Raw genomic sequence first — 18,652 nt, 5'->3', positions numbered from 1 at the left:
AATTTGATATGAAGAAACTAATAACTTCTTTAGCGCTGGTACTATCAGCATTATCCAGCTATGCAATTACTCCTTTGTGGATGCGTGATGCACGTATTTCACCGGATGGATCAGAAATTGTTTTTTGTTACAAGGGTGACATTTATAAAGTCCCTGCACAAGGAGGAACAGCTGTTCAACTCACCACACAAACCTCTTATGAAGCCAATCCGGTTTGGTCGTCCGATGGCAAGCAAATTGCGTTTGCCAGTGACCGGAATGGAAATTTTGACATATTCATCATGCCTGCTGACGGAGGTGCCGCCCGGCGGTTGACCTACCATTCTGCATCAGAAATACCGTCAACTTTTACTCCGGATGGAAAGTATGTCTTTTTCTCTGCTTCTATACAGGATCCGGCAAGCAGTGCCCTGTTTCCTACAGGAGCAATGACGGAATTATATAAAGTTCCTGTTGCCGGCGGACGTACCGAGCAAGTGCTGGGCACTCCTGCAGAACTGGTCTGTTTTGATAAAACAGGGAAGAACTTTCTTTATCAGGATCGTAAAGGGTTTGAGGATGAATGGAGAAAGCATCATACTTCTTCCATTACGAGAGATATTTGGTTATATAACACCCAAACGGGAAAACATACGAACCTGACAAACCGGGGAGGAGAGGACCGTAATCCTGTGTATGCACCTGATGGTAATGCTGTCTATTTTTTAAGTGAGCGTGATGGAGGTTCTTTCAATGTGTATACTTTCCCTTTGAGTACTCCACAGGAAGTGAAAGCTGTGACTACTTTCAAAACTCACCCGGTACGTTTTTTGTCTGTCAGTGATAAAGGTACCTTATGTTATACCTATGATGGTGAGTTATACACACAGAAGTCTGGTGCACGTCCGGAAAAAGTAAAAGTAGAACTGGTCCGTGATGATGGGCAGCAGCTTGCTACACTTAAATTCTCACAGGGAGCAACTTCCGCTTCTGTATCTCCGGACGGTAAGCAAATTGCTTTTATTGTACGTGGTGATGTGTTTGTGACTTCAACTGATTATGCTACCACCAAGCAAATCACAAATACTCCGGCAAAAGAAGCTGCCGTTTCTTTTGCTCCGGACAATCGGACACTGGTTTATGCCAGTGAGCGAACCGGTAACTGGCAACTTTATACCGCTAAAATAAGTCGTAAGGAAGACCCGAATTTCCCTAATGCTACTCTTATTGAAGAGGAAGTATTATTACCGTCCAAAACGGTAGAACGTGCTTATCCGCAATATTCACCGGACGGTAAAGAATTGGCTTTTATCGAAGACCGTAATCGTTTGATGGTACTCAATTTGAAAACAAAAAAGGTACGTCAGGTAACGGATGGTTCTACATGGTATAACACCGGAGGTGGATTCGATTACGAATGGTCGCCTGATGGTAAATGGTTCACTCTCGAATTTATAGGCAACCGCCACGATCCTTATTCGGATGTAGGCATTGTCAGCGCACAGGGAGGGGCAACTACTAATCTGACAAATAGTGGATATATCAGTGGTGCTCCGCGTTGGGTACTCGATGGGAATGCTATTCTTTTCCAAACCGAACGCTATGGTATGCGTGCGCATGCTTCCTGGGGATCGCAGCAAGATGTGATGTTGGTGTTTCTCAATCAGGATGCTTATGATCGTTACCGTTTGAGTAAGGAAGATTTCGAATTACTCAAAGAATTTGAAAAGGAACAGAAGAAGGCAAAGGAGAAAGACGATGAGAAGACGAAAGACGCAAAGAAGTCTAAGGCGGAAAAAGCAGATAAAGGAAATGCTGACAAAGACAAGATCGACAAGGATAAGGCAGACCAAAAAGAGATACTTGTCGAGCTGAACGGCATTGAAGACCGTATCGTGCGTCTGACTCCCAATTCATCCGACTTGGGTAGTGCCATACTTTCAAAAGACGGGGAAGATCTTTACTATTTCTCTGCGTTCGAAGGTGGATATGACCTTTGGAAAATGAATCTCCGTGAAAAAGATACGAAGCGTCTGCACAAACTCAATACCGGTTGGGCATCGTTGATGTTGGACAAAAAAGGAGATATCTTTTTGTTGGGAAGCCGGATTATGCAAAAGATGGATGCCAAGTCGGATGCGTTGAAGTCCATCAGCTATCAGGCTGAAATGAAAATGGATTTGGCTGCCGAACGTGAAACGATGTTTGACCATGTGTACAAACAGCATCAAAAACGCTTCTACAATGTCAATATGCACGGGGTTGACTGGGATGCTATGACTAATGCTTATCGTAAGTTCCTGCCTCATATTGATAACAATTATGACTTTGCAGAATTATTGAGTGAGTGGTTGGGTGAGCTGAATGTTTCACATACCGGAGGACGTTATTCTCCCAAAGGAAAAGGAGATGTCACTTCTAATCTCGGACTCTTGTTCGACTGGAATTATCAGGGAAAAGGAATGCAGATTGCTGAAATAATAGAAAAAGGTCCGTTCGATCATTCACGTACCAAAGTAAAGGCTGGTTGCATCATTGAAAAGATTAATGGAGAAGAGATAACTCTCGATAATGACATAACCTGCTTGCTGAATAATAAAGCAGGGAAGAAAACATTGATTTCAATCTACAATCCACAAAGTAAAGAGCGTTGGGAAGAAGTGGTGATACCGGTCACCAACGGGCAACTGAATGGGTTATTATACAAACGTTGGGTAAAACAACGTGCGGCAGATGTTGAAAAATGGTCGAAAGGACGTTTGGGATATGTTCATATTCAGTCGATGGGAGATGACAGCTTCCGTACTGTATACTCGGACATTCTGGGAAAATATAACAACTGCGAAGGCATTGTGATTGATACCCGTTTCAACGGTGGTGGCCGTCTGCATGAAGATATTGAAATACTGTTCAGTGGTCAGAAATACTTCACACAGGTAGTACGCGGACGTGAAGCTTGTGATATGCCGAGTCGTCGTTGGAACAAACCTTCCATTATGCTGCAATGTGAAGCTAACTACTCGAATGCACACGGAACTCCGTGGGTATATAAACATCAAAAGATTGGCAAACTTGTCGGTATGCCTGTTCCAGGTACTATGACAAGTGTGTCCTGGGAAACTTTACAAGATCCTTCACTGGTTTTTGGTATTCCTATCGTCGGTTATCGTTTGCCTGACGGCAGTTATTTGGAAAATACCCAATTGGAACCGGATGTAAAGGTTGCCAATAATCTGGAAACAGTAGTCAAAGGAGAGGATACCCAACTAAAGGTGGCTGTGGATGAACTTCTGAAAGAGATAGATAGTCAGAAGAAGTAAATACGAGTGTAATTATATCTAAAATAAAGAGTCGCTTCTTTGAAAGAATCAATTAGATTCTAACAGAGAAGCGACTTTCTTTTATAGTGATTTTCTTATATTGACCTTTTTATATGACTCCTTTTATAAGGCGTTTATTTTAAATAGATATAGGGCTTACTTCCAGACCGGCAGTAATCTATGGAGGGTTTTTCTAGTCATTATCTTCTGATTCAGGAAGCTGACGATATACCCCGTTATACAAGCGGCAATGAGTGATCCTTCGCGTACTCCCTGAATACCTTGAGTCAGCAGGAGCGAGAGAATCACGGCTAATGTAACCAAAGTAATATCAAAATAAACTTTGAACTTTCCAAATTCCTTGTTATAATGGCGGGATGCATATTTCACAAATGCTTCTGCGCTCATCATGGCTACTTTTGGTTTCAGTTCAAGTACTACTCCGATAGACTGCACCATGCATCCTGTAAGTAATAAAGCAATCGACATACCATAATTAGCGGGATGCAGTTCGCTTGTCAGCATCATATTGAAATCAATGAATGCCGAAAAGATAAAAGAGAACGGTAGTTGAAGAAGAATTTCAATAATATCCTGTCGGGTTCTATTCTTTCGGATTAACCAAAATTGTCCCAGGATAAGTACCATGTTGATGATAAATGTGCAAGTACCCAACGATAAAGGACTATTCAGGCTTAACACATAATTGATGCTCGATATGGGAGTAGTTCCCAATGCCGAGCGTATAATCAACACGATACCTGCCGCTAAAAAATAGAGTCCGATAACAAACACTAAATACCTCTTAAAAATCTCTTTCATTTCCATGTCTTTTTAACCTCTTTCTATTGATTCTCTTCTCATGTATTGAAAAGGATATGCAAAGGTCCTGTTTTTTACTCTGAAATAGATTATCTAATTCCATACAGTTTTTGTCATATCCGAAACAAATCGTATTTTTACGTCATAAAATAAAGGTGTAAATGGTAAAATCTCGTATATTTGATAATACACAGTTGTTGAAGGAGCATCCTGAACTTCCTCATTATAAAGAGGAAGTAGTCTGTTTCCGGAGTGAATATAAAGACAGAAGTTATCCGGCAAATGAATGTTATTTCAATCGGGGGCTTTATATGATATTCGTTCTTGAAGGCCGTTCGGAAATTCTACTGAATGGAGAGTTTATTGCGATAGAACCGAATATGTTACTTATTCATGGAGCAAATTATCTCACGGAACATCTTTATTCAAGTCGGGATATTAAATTTATCACTCTCGCCCTTTCCGAATCTATGCGGACAGACGATTCATATCTGACACAAATCACGGCAATCCTGCTGGCAACTATGAGGCGGAATAAGCAATATACGATTCAGTTGACGGAGTACGAAGCTCAAATCATCCATAAGGAGCTGGAAGTATTGATGCATCTGATGAATATTGAACATCATTTCCTTTTCCGGCGTATACAGGCAGCGTGCAATTCTCTGTTTTTGGATATAGCAGATTTTCTTTCCCGAAAGACCGTTATCAAAAAAGAGATCAGTCGTAAAGACCACGTTCTGCAAGAATTTCATGCACTCGTTACCCGTAATTTCAGGGAAGAACATTTCGTGAGCTTTTATGCGGATAAACTGGCTATTAGTGAACAGTACCTGGCACGCATTGTACGTCTTGGAACAGGTAAGACTATCAATAGCCTTATTAATGAATTATTAGTAATGGAAGCGCGTACTTTATTGAGTTCTACCAAATTTACGGTTGGTGAGATTGCTACTAAACTGGGGTTTAGTGATGCAGCCGGTTTTTGTAAGTTCTTTAAAAGAAATGCGGGACAGACTCCGTTGAATTATCGGAAAGGATTATTGATTTGAACGGAAAGGATTGCTGAACTGAATGGGGAATTACTGAACTGAATAGTGAATATAATGAATTTAAATAATAAGTTGACTGATTTGAATGAAAATGGAAGTAGGTTGATGCAACTGTCCTTAAAGACCGTATACATCAACCTACCTGAATATATAGTGCATGGGTTTGATTTTAACCGATCACTGCTGTGATATCTTCTACAATCTGTTCATCCGTCAGATGATTGGCACGGAGAAACTCCTGTATATCATATCGGTCAACAAATTCTTTTTTAGCTCCAAAGTTCAGAACTTTCATGTTTGTAGCACCATAATAACGGGCAATCTTTTCACCGAAACCGCCATCCAATACACCGTCTTCCAACGTAATCACTAATTCGTGATCTGCTTTCAGTTCATCCATCAGTTCGTTGTCTACACCGGTGATGTAACGTGGATTGATGAGTGTTGCGTCAATATTGGCTTTTTCTTTCAGAAGTGATGCAACCGACTGTCCCAATCCATAGAACGAACCTAAAGCAAGAATGGCTACTTTCGATCCACGATGCGTTACTTTATAGCGATTGAGAACACTATAATCAGTCTCCACCGGTTCCCCACAAGTAATTACATCTGTTGCCGGTACACGGATTGCAACAGGGTGTTCATTTTGGCGGATGCTCCATTCTAGCATAGCAAGATATTCCTCTTTGCAAGTCGGTGCCAGATAAACCATATTAGGAATATTGCTGATGAGCGGAATATCGAAGAAGCAGAGGTGAGTTACATCATTCATTCCGGACAGTGTACCCCAGAATACCAATAAAACAGCCGGGTTATTATTGATACAGAGGTCTTGCGAAAGTTGATCGTATGAACGTTGGATAAATGTACTATACACTCCGTAAACAGGTTTTCCGCCATTGGCTGCGATACCCGAAGCAAGAGCTACTGCGTGTTCTTCTGCAATACCGACATCTACAAACTGTTTGCCAGCTTCCTTGCGGCGGTCCGGAGTGAATCCGAGAACGGCAGGAGTACCCGAAGTGATTGTTACCACTCGCTTGTCTTCTTTCATCTTTTTCAGCAGATATTGGGCAGTCATTTCGCTATAATCTTCCGCATCCTCGGCAAACTTTGGTTTTCCGGTTTCTATATTGAAAGGAGTGAGCCAGTGAAAAGTTTCCCTATCTTGTTCTGCAGGTTTATAACCTTTCCCTTTCAGAGTATTAATATGTACTACTACCGGATGCTGAATATCTTTCACTTTAGAGAAAGCCTTAACCAATGCTTCCACATTATTGCCGTCGTTCACGTACATATAATCCAATCCCATAGCCTTGAAGAAATTACATTCGCACTGACCGTTACTGTCACGCAATTTTTTCAGGTTCTTATATAGTCCACCGTGATTTTCGGCAATAGACATCTGATTGTCATTGACAATAATAATCATGTTTGTACCAAGCTCCGCCACATAATCCAATCCTTCAAATGCTTCGCCGCCACTTAAGGAACCGTCGCCTATCACGGCTATGATATTCTCATTGCCACCGGTCAGGTCGCGTCCTTTCGCCAATCCGCTAGCCAGGCTGACGGAAGTGGAAGTATGACCGATAACAAAAAAATCATGCTTACTTTCTTGTGGTTCGGAATAACCGGATACGTTGTCATACTCTGCCGGATAGAGAAAAGCATCTTTCCGTCCGGTCAGCATCTTATGTACATAACTCTGATGCGATACATCAAAAACAAGCTTGTCTTCCGGTGAATTGAATACATAATGTAAAGCGATAGTCGCTTCCACCATTCCGAAATTAGGGCCGAAATGCCCGCCGTGTTCACTCAACTTTTGCAGGAGTGATGCACGGATTTCATTACTTAAATCATTGAGTTCTTTAAACGATAACTTCTTTACGTCTGCGGGAGAGTAAATATTTTCTAAATACATATCAATTTGTTTTTTACGTTTATACCTATTATCTTTATCACACTGCAAAGATACTGCTGATTTTAGATTCGATTTGTATATAGATTACGGATTATTTTACCTATATTACCGACCTTGGAAAATAGGACTGACGATAAACATAAAAATAGTAGATAATATATATTGGAGGACAACATATATGAATAGTGATTATAAAGTGGGCGATTTAATTTATGATGCAAATATTTATGATGCGATGAATACTAATCTAGATGATTGGTACTTTTATAAGCGATGGCTGCCGGAAAACAAGGATGCCAGGATACTTGAACTTTGTTGTGGTACGGGCAGGCTCACTCTGCCCATTGCAAAGGAAGGATATGATATTACTGGGATTGATTATACCCCTTCAATGCTTGCCCAGGCAAAAATTAAAGCTTCCGAAGCAGGATTAGAAATAAGTTTTATCGAGGCAGATATCAGAACTTTGAATTTGCCGGAAAAATACGACTTTATCTTTATTCCGTTTAATTCAATTCATCATTTATATAAGAATGAAGATTTATTTAAGGTATTTAATGTCGTTAAGAATCACCTCAAAGACGGTGGCTTATTTCTGTTTGATTGTTTTAATCCGAATATCCAATATATAGTTGAAGGTGGAAAAGAGCAGAAAGAAATTGCTGCATATACAACCGATGACGGTAGAGAAGTATTGATAAAGCAGACTATGCGATATGAAAATAAAACTCAGATTAACCGTATCGAATGGCATTATTTTATCAATGGCAAGTTCAACTCTATTCAAAATCTGGATATGAGAATGTTCTTCCCTCAAGAGTTAGATTCATATTTGGAATGGAATGGTTTTCATATTAATCATAAGTATGGCGGATTTGAAGAAGAGGCATTTGACGATAATTCGGCAAAACAGATATTTATTTGTCAATGTGATTTAGTGTATTGAGATTTTATTAATAAATAAGTGAAAATGTAATTTGTCGGCAATCAGTATGGTAGCGTGGTTGCCTAAAGGCCTTTTGGGGCTGTCTTTATCCTTTTGAACTGGAAGTACTCATCAGAATTCTTTTTCAGTTTCGACTTTTCTCATTTTGTTTAATGATTCTTTAGTTACTTCTCGTAATAAATTTGGCGTTCGCTAAAGTAGGAAGTCTGACTTTGGCTTCCTTGGTTTTGATACTTACTTCATTTCCTTAAATAGGTTAGAATAGATATTATAGCAGATTGATAAAAAATAGAATCTGTAATTCGGGTAATAATGTCAGTAATTCATCTACATACAGTCTCTTTCTTTCATCGTATTTTTACAATGTAGAAAGTAGACAATCAATTCTTTAATAATTAAAAATAAGAGATATGAAACGGATTTTATTATTAACAACTGTATTTATGATGATGCTTGGAACTAGTTTTTCTTCTGCACAGACAGATGCAGATAACTTTTATAAAAGTGATTTGGTAAGTGTGGAGAAAGTTTCTTTTTCCAACCAGTATAAAATGAAGGTAGCCGGAAATTTGTTTCTGCCTAAGAATATGAAAGAAGGGGACAAATACCCTGCAATCATTGTCGGACATCCAATGGGAGCTGTCAAGGAACAGAGCGCGAACCTTTACGCAACGAAAATGGCCGAACGGGGTTTTGTAACACTCTCCATAGACCTGTCTTTTTGGGGTGGGAGTGAAGGCGAGCCGCGCAATGCTGTTCTGCCGGAAGTTTATGCGGAAGACTTTAGTGCCGCAGTTGATTTTTTAGGTACCCGTCCGTTTGTTGACCGGAATCTGATTGGAGTAATCGGTATTTGCGGCAGTGGAAGTTTTGCTATCAGTGCAGCGAAAATAGACCCTCGCCTTAAAGCCATTGCGACAATCAGTATGTACAATATGGGTACGGCTAGCCGTAACGGGTTAAAACACTCATTGACATTGGAACAGAGAAAGCAAATAATGGCTGAAGCGGCAGAACAGCGTTATGCTGAATTTTTAGGTGGAGAAACTAAATATACAGGTGGCACCGTACATCAACTGACAGAAAAGTCCAGTCCGATTGAACGGGAGTTCTATGAGTTCTACCGTACACAAAGAGGAGAATTTACCCCCGACGGAGCAACTCCTATGACCACCACTCATCCTACACTTTCAAGTAATGTGAAATTTATGAATTTCTATCCTTTCGAAGATATTGAGACTATTTTACCCCGCCCTATGTTTTTCATCACCGGTGAAAATGCCCACTCACGTGAATTTAGTGAAGACGCTTACCGATTGGCCGCCGAACCTAAAGAACTGTATATAGTACCCGGCGCCGGACACGTAGACCTTTACGACCGTGTAAGCCTTATACCATTTGACAAGCTGGAATCTTTCTTCAAGGAGTATCTGAAGAAATAGTGATAACAGGAAGTGTAAATGTAACTTTTGAAATAACAGATTAAAGAATAAACTAATGGAACAAATAAGAAATAAAGAATATGGAGGCGAACGTCCTCTGTTCGCGACCCACGACCTTCAACTGGAAGATGTAACAATTCACGCCGGTGAATCTGCATTGAAAGAATGTAGTAATATTATAGCAATCAACTGTCGCTTTGAAGGAAAATATCCTTTTTGGCATACCAACGGATTCATTGTGAAAAACTGTCTCTTTACAGAGGAAGCCCGTGCTGCTCTATGGTACTCTCAAAGTCTGCAAATGGCAGATACCTTGGTAGAAGCACCGAAGATGTTCCGTGAAATGGACGGAATAAAACTCGAAAACGTGCAGTTGCCTAATGCTTTGGAAACGTTTTGGTATTGTCGTAATATAGAGCTGAAGAACGTACAGATTGATAAAGCGGATTACCTTTTTATACACAGTGAGAATATTAAGATACAAAACTATGCCCAAAACGGGAACTATTCGTTCCAATATTGCAAGAATGTAGAAATCCGTAATGCAGTTATCAACTCCAAAGATGCTTTCTGGAATACGGAAAATGTAACAGTCTATGATTCCGAGCTGAACGGAGAATATCTGGGCTGGCATTCTAAAAACTTACGTCTGGTAAATTGCAGGATTTCGGGGACTCAACCGCTTTGCTACGCACATGATCTGGTGATGGAAAATTGTACGATGGCGGAAGATGCTGACCTTGCTTTTGAACACAGTAGTGTGAAGGCAACGATTAAAAGTCCCGTTCATAGCGTAAAAAATCCTCGTACGGGAAGTATTGTTGCCGAAAGTTTCGGAGCAATCATTTTGGACGAAAATATTAAATCACCAGCAAATTGCGAATTGAAACTTTGGGACGATCTAACCTGTTTTAATTGAAATATGAAATATAATTTCGATGAAATTATTCCACGCAGAGGAACGAATTCTTATAAATGGGATTCGGCTGAAGATGCGGATGTATTGCCGATGTGGGTAGCTGATATGGATTTCCGTACGGCTCCCCCTGTCGTGGAGGCATTGAAGAAACGGGTGGAACATGGGATTTTCGGTTATGTACGTGTACCTGATGCATACTACGAGGCAGTTCTAAATTGGTTTGCTCAACGGCATGCCTGGCGGATGGAAAAAGAGTGGATTATTTACACCACCGGTGTTGTGCCGGCAATATCTGCTGTGATTAAAGCATTAACGCTGCCCGGAGATAAAGTAATGGTGCAGACACCTGTATATAACTGTTTTTTCTCCTCTATCCGTAATAACGGATGCGAGATGATTGCCAATCCTTTGGTATATAGAAACAGGGGCTATCAGATTGACTTTGATGATTTGGAGCGGAAAGCTTCAGACCCGAAGGTAAAACTTCTGTTGTTATGCAATCCGCACAATCCTGCCGGAAGAGTGTGGAGCAAGCAAGAGTTAAGGCGGATAGGTGAGATTTGTCTTCGAAATAATGTGTTTGTGGTTGCGGATGAAATTCATTGTGAATTGGTATTTCTGGGGCATGAATATACTCCTTTTGCTTCTATATCAGAAGAATTCCTACTGAACTCGGTCACTTTTGTTTCGCCTAGCAAAGCCTTTAATTTGGCAGGACTTCAGATAGCCAATATCATTTCCGCAGATGCAGATGTACGGAGGCGGATAGATAAAGCGATTAATATAAATGAAGTCTGTGATGTGAATCCTTTTGGAGTGGAGGCGTTGATAGCTGCTTATAATGAGGGTGAAGAATGGCTGGAAGAACTTAAAATCTATTTGTTTGCGAATTACATCTATTTAAAAGGTTATTTCGAGACCTATCTTCCGGAGTTTCCTGTAATGATGTTGGAAGGTACGTATTTAGTTTGGGTAGATTGTTCGGTTCTGCATCAGGCGTCAGCGGAAATAGTCAAAGACTTGTTGAAGAAAGAAAAACTTTGGGTGAACGAAGGCAGCCTGTATGGAGAGGCTGGTGAAGGATTTATCCGTATCAATATTGCCTGTCCGCGACAGCGGTTGATAGATGGATTAAACAGATTGAAGCGGGCTTTGAAATAATAAAATAATTGTCAGTTTATTGAGAAATCCCCCTTCTCACTCCCCGTAAATACGAATGAAAAGAAGTAATATGGAAAGTCTGAATTGTTCGAAAGGGAATACGGTAGGTATTGTTGTTGCCTATTTTCTCATTTATGTAGTCTGGGGCTCCACCTATTTTTTTATCGGTGTGGCCTTGAAAGACTTTTCGCCTTTCCTTCTCGGAGCGCTCCGGTTTACGGCTGCCGGGATTATACTTCTGGGAATCTGTTATTTGCGGGGAGAACAAATTATAAAGAAAAGCTTGGTAAAACGTTCCGCCGTTAGTGGCATTGTATTGTTGTTTGTAGATATGGCTGTCGTTATGTTGGCGCAACGTTATCTGACCAGTAGCCTTGTAGCCATTATCGCTTCTTCCACAGCCCTTTGGATTTTGCTGTTGGATGTCCCGATGTGGCGTACTAATTTCCGTAATCCACTTACTATAATGGGAGGTTTGATTGGTTTCGGAGGGGTAGTGATGCTTTATGCAGAGCAACTCAATGTCAGATGGTTACATTCGTATAGTGAGCGTGGTATTCTGCTCCTTATTTTCGGGTGCATATCCTGGGCTTTGGGAACGCTATATGCCAAATATCGTTCTTCTCGTGAAGAAAAAGTGAATGCTTTTGCCGGTTCTGCCTGGCAGATGCTTTTTGCCAGTGGAATGTTTTGGCTTTGTGCTGTTATCAATGGAGATGTTCGGGAGGCCGATTTGCGTGAAGTCTCGGTTACAAGCTGGCTCTCCCTGCTTTATTTAGTCTCTTTCGGTTCTTTACTGGCATATTCGGCATACGTTTGGCTGTTGAAAGTGCGTCCGGCTGCGGAGGTAGGGACACATGCTTATGTCAATCCTTTTATTGCTGTTCTTTTAGGAGTCTTTTTAGGAAACGAACAGGTTACTTTTATTCAGGTTTCCGGTTTGCTGGTTATTCTGTTGGGAGTGATGTTGATAGGTCGGAAGCGTAAAGCGCAATAAATAGAAAACGATGTACATCTTATATCATTTCGATAATATAATTCCTTATATTTGTATCAGGATGAATAAACCAATAATTTGAGAAATGAAAACAGAAAAAGAAAAAATGTTGGCGGGAGAAGTTTATGATTGTGCTGATAATGAGTTACTGACCAGATGGCATAAAGCAAAGCAGCTTCAACAGGAGTATAATAATACTCTCACTACTGATGCAGGTAAAATTTCTGATTTATTAGATGAATTAATCGGTTCAAGGGGGGATAATGTCTGGATTAGTGCTCCTTTCTTTGTGGACTATGGTGAGAATATTTATATCGGGAAGAATGTAGAGATTAATATGAATTGCGTTTTTCTTGATTGTAACAAGATTGTTATCGGTGATAATTCGGGGATTGGGCCGGGAGTACATATTTATACTGTTTTTCATTCTACAAAGGCATCGGAAAGAACCTCTGAAAACAGTACTTTTTGGAAGTCACAGACGGCTCCGGTGATTATTGGCAATAATGTGTGGATTGGTGGAGGATGCATCATTCTTCCGGGAGTAACTATTGGCGATAATACAACTATTGGGGCAGGGAGCGTTGTCACAAAGTCTATTCCGGCCAATGTGCTGGCGGTTGGCAATCCGTGTAGAATCCTTAAACAGATAGAGGATTGACGCTTCTTTAATATTCGTATTATCTCGTCAGTAAAAAAGTCACTTGTAATGCTATGTTAAGCACTTCCCGTTCATAACGTAAAAAATACCAGAACGGGGAGTATTAGGGAGAAATGTGTTGATCTAATAATGACGCTATCTGTATTTAAAATGTCAGGTTTGCGTGCGGAATTTATTAGGAGTCATCCCGACAATTCGTTTAAACATTCGGCTAAGATGTTGTGGATACTGGAATCCGATTTCGTAGGCAATCTGACTCGTTGTTTTATCTGAAGACAAGAGTTGTTCTTTTGCCAGTTCAATCATTTTATCCTGAATATATTCGGAGACGGTTTTACCAGTTTGCTTACGAATCATATCGCCAAAGTAGTTGGGAGAAAGAAATACTTTGTCGGCAAAGTATTTGACCGATGGCAATCCTAAATGTTGCGGAGCATCTCCTTCAAAATATTCATTGAGCAGATGTTCGAAGCGGACGATAATATCATTGTTAACTTTGTTTCGGGTTTCAAACTGCCGTTCGTAAAAGCGCATACAATAATCAAGCAGCAATCTGATATTGGTACAGATGAGGCGGCGACTGTGTCTGTCGATAGCATGGTTTAGTTCGATTGCTATTTTTTGCAGGCAATCCATTACTATCTGTCGCTCTTCTTCAGAAAGATGGAGTGCTTCATTGGTTTCGTAAGAGAAGAATGAGTAGTTTTTTATTTCTTGTCCGAGGCTAGTGCCTCGTATGAGGTCGGGATGGAATAGGAGGCCGTGCGCATTGGGCTGAATATTTTGGATCAATTCCAAATCAGTAATTTGCCCGGGGCCAAAACAGACAATGGTTCCGTCTTGATAGTCATAATATTGACGACCGTATTTAATATCACCGCATTTTACATTCTTCAAGAATAGCGCATACACTTCATAGCGAAACCATGTGCGTGTAGGCCATGTGGTGGCCTTGGTGAGATCGATGATGCTGACCAACGGATGTTTGGTTTCAAGTCCGAATATTTCGTTATAACGATTCACGTTATCTATTACAATCATTTCGTCTTTATAATTCTCTTCCATAGCGTTGTCTGCTTTTAGTAGGTTACAAATATAATTCTTTTATCCATAAAATTAGTTCTCCATCTTCAAAATCCATGATTGGGGTATAAATATTCGTAAATCGTCTACATCCGGGGTGGATGATTCCCAGTAACTTTGTAATCGGTAATTTAATACTGAAATTCGAACTATCATAAGTTATCAAGATGAAAAAGTTACTGATTGCTTTTCTATTGTTTGCTGCCGTTATTTCGGCCAGCATCATTAAACCGGTTGAGCGGTTTGCCACCGAAAATAATAAAGTACGGTTGTCTCGCATAACAGTCGATTCGGCACGACTGGAAGAATATAATGCTTATCTGAAGGAAGAAATCGAAGCCTCCATGCGATTAGAACCAGGTGTGCTGGTACTCTATGCCGTAGCGGAGAAAGAACGTCCCCACCATGTGACAATTCTTGAAATTTATGTTGATGAAGCAGCTTATAAAAGCCATATTGCTACGCCTCATTTTCAGAAATATAAAAAAGAAACGCTTGATATGGTGCAGTCGCTCGAACTGGTAGATACCACTCCACTCATTCCCGGGCTGAAGATTAAGTAAATTGAATCAGTAATATTGGTTTCTATATCCGTAATTTGTATCATAAAGAGTTGGAACAGAATAGCTAACTTTGCATTATTAGAGAGTTCATAAATAATAAACCATACGTAGTTATATGAGAAAATTGTTTTTTATTATTGTAACAGCTATCGGAATGATGCAAATCCCGATGCAATCTATAAATGCACAGAATATGAAAAAAGAAGAAGTACCTCAAAACATCAGCGCATTTCCGGTAGGAAAAGCGAATACAGGATTCGAACAATATTTTACGGGTAGATCTTGGCTGGCACCGCTGACTGGTAACAAAGACTTGAATGTACCCATGTCCAACGTTACTTTTGAGCCTGGCTGCCGAAATAATTGGCACAGCCATACGGGTGGACAACTCCTGATTGCCGTCGGCGGTGTGGGATATTATCAGGAACGTGGTAAAGCGGCGCGCCGTTTACTTCCCGGTGATGTGGTTGAAATTGCTCCAAACATAGAACACTGGCATGGCGCCGCTCCCGATAGTTGGTTCTCACATTTGGCTATCGGATGCAATCCGCAGACCAACCAGAATACATGGTTGGAACGAGTGGATGACCAACAGTATGCCGAAGTAACGAAAGATAACGTAGCAATCGGACTGCAAGCTACCGATCCTGAATTGGACGATATATTTAGTAATTTTACAAAAGAAGTGCAAGAATACGGTGCACTGGACATTAAAACCCGTCTTATGGTAACATTGGCATCCAATATTGCTTCACAAGCGCAGGCCGAATACCGCATCACACTCGAAAGCGCACTTAATGAAGGCATTGCTCCGATAGAAATAAAAGAAATCCTTTACCAGTCAGTAGCCTATGCGGGCATGGCTAAGGTCAGAGATTTTATCGGCATCACCAATGATATATTGCTCGCCCGTGGCGTGCGTCTTCCTTTGGAAGGACAATCGGTTGTATCATCCGAAACACGTTTCAATAAGGGACTGGAATTGCAGAAATCCATATTTGGTGAACGGATAGAACAGATGCATAAGAACGCTCCCGACAATCAGAAGCACATCCAACGTTACCTCTCCGCCAACTGTTTCGGCGACTATCAGACACGTAGCGGACTGAATGTAAAGACCCGCGAACTGATTACATTCTCGATACTTGTTTCTTTAGGCGGCTGTGAATCGCAGGTAAAAAGTCACATACAGGGAAATGCCAACGTAGGGAATAATAAAGATACGTTGCTGGCAGTCGTAACGCAACTCTTGCCATTTATTGGTTATCCGCGCACACTCAATGCCATAGCCTGTCTGAACGAAGTGATTCCGGAAAAGTAATAAAGACATTGATGCATCCCCAAAGATAACGATTAAAATCTATCCGGGACTTGACAAACGCTTTTTAATGTTATATATTTGTAGTCCGGGAAAGTATGAAACGAATGAATACTGAATGAAAAAACAGACGGAATATGGATATGAAATGGATGGAAAATAGTATAATATTACAACGAACTTAGCTCATTCCCTTAGCTTATACTAGGGGATAAGGCAACAGATATAGCCCAAAGGCTGCGAACTTTACAGAGTTCGCAGCCTTTTTTGTAACCTATTATTGAATATATTTTTGCAAATTCAGGTTTTAAAGTTTATAATAAACAGGAGGGACGTTTATAATAAACGGTCACAGTATTTATTAATAACGCTCTTTATGTTTATGTGGTAGGTTGTTATCTTTTTTGTATAACCTTTCTCTAAAGGATAGAAACTTGTGTGGTTGTGATAATAATAATTGATATATTGACTGGGTAATTTAATTTTATAAAATATAGTTTCTCCACTATTCTTGTTATTGTTACTCTATGTTATCTATCAGCTTTGTTTTGAAATGCACTTTGAATACCTGTTTTTATCTGTCGGAAACTTTGCAGGACGAGATAATAAAACCTCATATTTGATGATCGATTCACTGCAAGATTTGTTATCTTTGCAAAGGTTTCATTTATAAAGAGAAGAAGTTATGGATATCATGGACCGTTTGAAAGGACCCCGGCGCAATCTGCCTATCGGAATACAAAGTTTTGAGAGACTTCGTCGCGACGGCTATTTGTATGTTGACAAAACAGCATTTGTCTACGAACTTGCCTCAACGGGCAATCCGTATTTCCTTAGCCGTCCGCGTCGTTTTGGCAAAAGTCTGCTGCTTTCTACACTGGAAGCGTATTTCTGTGGAAAGAAAGAGCTTTTTGAAGGACTTGCCATTGAGCAGCTCGAAACAGAATGGAACGAACACGCTGTACTGCATCTTGACCTTAATGCCGAGGATTACTCTGAAATAGAAGGATTGAGAAACGGACTTGAATTGCAGCTTCGTAGTTGGGAAAAAGTCTATGGAACCAGTGAGGAAGGTTTGAGTTATTCCGGTCGTTTCATGCAAGTCATTAAAGAAGCTTATCGACAAACAGGTCGTGGCGTAGTTGTTCTTATTGACGAGTACGACAAACCGCTGCTTCGCTCCATGCATAATCCGGAATTACAAGACAAGTTCCGCGAAATGCTCACCGCTTTTTATACTGTACTGAAATCAGCAGACCCCTGGTTGCGCTTCGTCTTTATCACCGGAGTGACCAAATTTGCTCAAATGGGTATATTCAGCACTCTCAACCAACTGATCGATATCAGCTTCGACCCGCAATACAATGCTCTTTGTGGTATGACCCGCCCGGAAATTGAAGCCAATTTCGTCCCGGAACTGGAACGGTTGGCAGAAAGGAACGGTTTGACAAAAGAAGATTGTATGGCATACCTTACTCGTATGTATGACGGATATCATTTCAACTATGTCCGTAAGGAAGGTATGTACAACCCGTTCAGCATACTGAATGTGCTTAGGAGCGGGATGTTTGAGAATTACTGGTTTGCCAGTGGAACACCCACTTTCCTTGCCGAAATGCTGAAGAAGACCCATTATGATTTGCGTGAACTGGACGGATTGGAAGTAACTGCCGCCTCTCTTACCGACGACCGTGCTGACGTGAACAACCCTGTGCCGATGATTTATCAAAGCGGCTATCTGACCATTAAAGGATATGATACAGAAGTGCGTCTCTACAAGCTGGGTTACCCCAATGATGAGGTGAAGTATGGCTTTCTTAATTTTATCACTCCGTTTTATACCTCGTTGGATGAATCGAAAGCCCCCTTCTATATCGGACAGTTTGTAAAAGAACTAAGGGCAGGAGATGTTGAGGCTTTCCTCACCCGTCTTCGTGCGTTCTTTGCCGATTTTCCCTACGAACTGAATGATAAGACAGAGCGTCACTATCAAGTGGTATTCTATCTTGTTTTTAAACTACTGGGGCAGTTTATTAACGCCGAAGTGCAAAGTGCCCTGGGACGTGCTGACGCTGTGGTGAAAACAGCAAATGCTGTTTATGTCTTCGAATTTAAGCTAAACGGTACCGCAGAAGAAGCATTGGCACAGATTAATAATCGCGGCTATCTCATACCTTATACTACTAATGGTTGCCGTATAGTGAAAATAGGTGCAGAGTTCAGTAAGGAAGAACGCAATTTGAGTCGATGGTTAGTAGAGGAAGAAGGATAGTAGGGAATTGATAATAAAAGTATAGTATATAATTTCACCCCCCAAAAGTAACGCCCAAACGGTAAAACAGCATCCGTTTGAGCGTTTTTTTTTAGAAATCTTTTTGGAAGGACGAGGAAGGAAACGATAGCTTATATCTTCCATTACTCCGTTCCCTATGCGATATAGACGTTGATTTTAATGTTTCTTT

At 40.6% G+C, this 18,652-nt stretch carries 14 protein-coding genes; 11 read left to right on the top strand and 3 right to left on the bottom strand.

Annotated features, from left to right (window positions below):
* The first annotated feature begins 8 nt into the window (after positions 1-8).
* Positions 9-3,299, top strand: a complete 3,291-nt coding sequence (locus HMPREF0106_RS13330) for a S41 family peptidase (RefSeq protein WP_009039861.1) — start codon at positions 9-11, stop codon at positions 3,297-3,299.
* 156 nt (positions 3,300-3,455) lie between these two features.
* On the opposite strand, the gene HMPREF0106_RS13335 is transcribed toward HMPREF0106_RS13330, so the two are convergent.
* On the bottom strand, positions 3,456-4,127 hold the full coding sequence (locus HMPREF0106_RS13335; protein WP_004297076.1) for a YczE/YyaS/YitT family protein: 672 nt from the start codon (positions 4,125-4,127) through the stop codon (positions 3,456-3,458).
* Positions 4,128-4,282: 155 nt separating this feature from the next.
* Between HMPREF0106_RS13335 and HMPREF0106_RS13340 the strand changes: the two genes are divergently transcribed.
* The gene (locus HMPREF0106_RS13340) at positions 4,283-5,173 is read left to right on the top strand and encodes a helix-turn-helix domain-containing protein (RefSeq protein ID WP_009039860.1); all 891 of its coding nucleotides are present in this window, start codon (positions 4,283-4,285) and stop codon (positions 5,171-5,173) included.
* A gap of 169 nt (positions 5,174-5,342) precedes the next feature.
* Here HMPREF0106_RS13340 and HMPREF0106_RS13345 read toward each other — a convergent pair whose 3' ends face one another.
* On the bottom strand, positions 5,343-7,100 hold the full coding sequence (locus HMPREF0106_RS13345; RefSeq protein ID WP_009039859.1) for a 1-deoxy-D-xylulose-5-phosphate synthase: 1,758 nt from the start codon (positions 7,098-7,100) through the stop codon (positions 5,343-5,345).
* Between the two features lie 178 nt (positions 7,101-7,278).
* Here HMPREF0106_RS13345 and HMPREF0106_RS13350 point away from each other — a divergent pair, with 178 nt between their 5' ends.
* The 6 genes from HMPREF0106_RS13350 to HMPREF0106_RS13375 all read left to right on the top strand — a co-directional run bounded on the left by HMPREF0106_RS13350 (position 7,279) and on the right by HMPREF0106_RS13375 (position 13,226).
* Positions 7,279-8,046 carry a class I SAM-dependent methyltransferase gene (locus HMPREF0106_RS13350; RefSeq protein WP_004317699.1) on the top strand — a complete coding sequence of 256 codons (768 nt, stop codon included), beginning with the start codon at positions 7,279-7,281 and terminating at the stop codon, positions 8,044-8,046.
* A gap of 410 nt (positions 8,047-8,456) precedes the next feature.
* The gene (locus HMPREF0106_RS13355) at positions 8,457-9,488 is read left to right on the top strand and encodes an alpha/beta hydrolase (RefSeq protein ID WP_009039858.1); all 1,032 of its coding nucleotides are present in this window, start codon (positions 8,457-8,459) and stop codon (positions 9,486-9,488) included.
* A gap of 55 nt (positions 9,489-9,543) precedes the next feature.
* The gene (locus HMPREF0106_RS13360; protein ID WP_009039857.1) at positions 9,544-10,407 is read left to right on the top strand and encodes a DUF3737 family protein; all 864 of its coding nucleotides are present in this window, start codon (positions 9,544-9,546) and stop codon (positions 10,405-10,407) included.
* A gap of 3 nt (positions 10,408-10,410) precedes the next feature.
* Complete coding sequence (locus HMPREF0106_RS13365) at positions 10,411-11,568, top strand: MalY/PatB family protein (RefSeq protein ID WP_009039856.1); 1,158 nt, start codon at positions 10,411-10,413, stop codon at positions 11,566-11,568.
* A gap of 70 nt (positions 11,569-11,638) precedes the next feature.
* Entirely contained in the window at positions 11,639-12,565 is a 927-nt protein-coding gene (locus HMPREF0106_RS13370) for an EamA family transporter (RefSeq protein WP_009039855.1), read from the top strand.
* Positions 12,566-12,650: 85 nt separating this feature from the next.
* The gene (locus HMPREF0106_RS13375) at positions 12,651-13,226 is read left to right on the top strand and encodes a sugar O-acetyltransferase (protein WP_009039854.1); all 576 of its coding nucleotides are present in this window, start codon (positions 12,651-12,653) and stop codon (positions 13,224-13,226) included.
* 153 nt (positions 13,227-13,379) lie between these two features.
* Here the strand turns inward: HMPREF0106_RS13375 and HMPREF0106_RS13380 are convergent, their stop codons facing one another.
* Positions 13,380-14,291 carry a helix-turn-helix domain-containing protein gene (locus HMPREF0106_RS13380; protein ID WP_009039853.1) on the bottom strand — a complete coding sequence of 304 codons (912 nt, stop codon included), beginning with the start codon at positions 14,289-14,291 and terminating at the stop codon, positions 13,380-13,382.
* A gap of 185 nt (positions 14,292-14,476) precedes the next feature.
* Between HMPREF0106_RS13380 and HMPREF0106_RS13385 the strand changes: the two genes are divergently transcribed.
* The 3 genes from HMPREF0106_RS13385 (at position 14,477) to HMPREF0106_RS13395 (ending at position 18,462) form a co-directional block, all read left to right on the top strand.
* Entirely contained in the window at positions 14,477-14,872 is a 396-nt protein-coding gene (locus HMPREF0106_RS13385; RefSeq protein ID WP_008643453.1) for a putative quinol monooxygenase, read from the top strand.
* A 115-nt stretch (positions 14,873-14,987) separates the two neighbouring features.
* Entirely contained in the window at positions 14,988-16,193 is a 1,206-nt protein-coding gene (locus HMPREF0106_RS13390; protein WP_008643451.1) for a cupin domain-containing carboxymuconolactone decarboxylase family protein, read from the top strand.
* Between the two features lie 682 nt (positions 16,194-16,875).
* Positions 16,876-18,462 (top strand): ATP-binding protein, encoded by a 1,587-nt coding sequence (locus HMPREF0106_RS13395; RefSeq protein WP_009039852.1) that lies wholly within the window; start codon positions 16,876-16,878, stop codon positions 18,460-18,462.
* Positions 18,463-18,652 lie beyond the last annotated feature (190 nt).

The organism is Bacteroides sp. D22, assembly GCF_000163675.1.
Classification (GTDB): domain Bacteria; phylum Bacteroidota; class Bacteroidia; order Bacteroidales; family Bacteroidaceae; genus Bacteroides; species Bacteroides xylanisolvens.
Note: the sequence above shows the minus strand (reverse complement) of the source record. Positions and strands in the feature narration are given on the sequence as shown.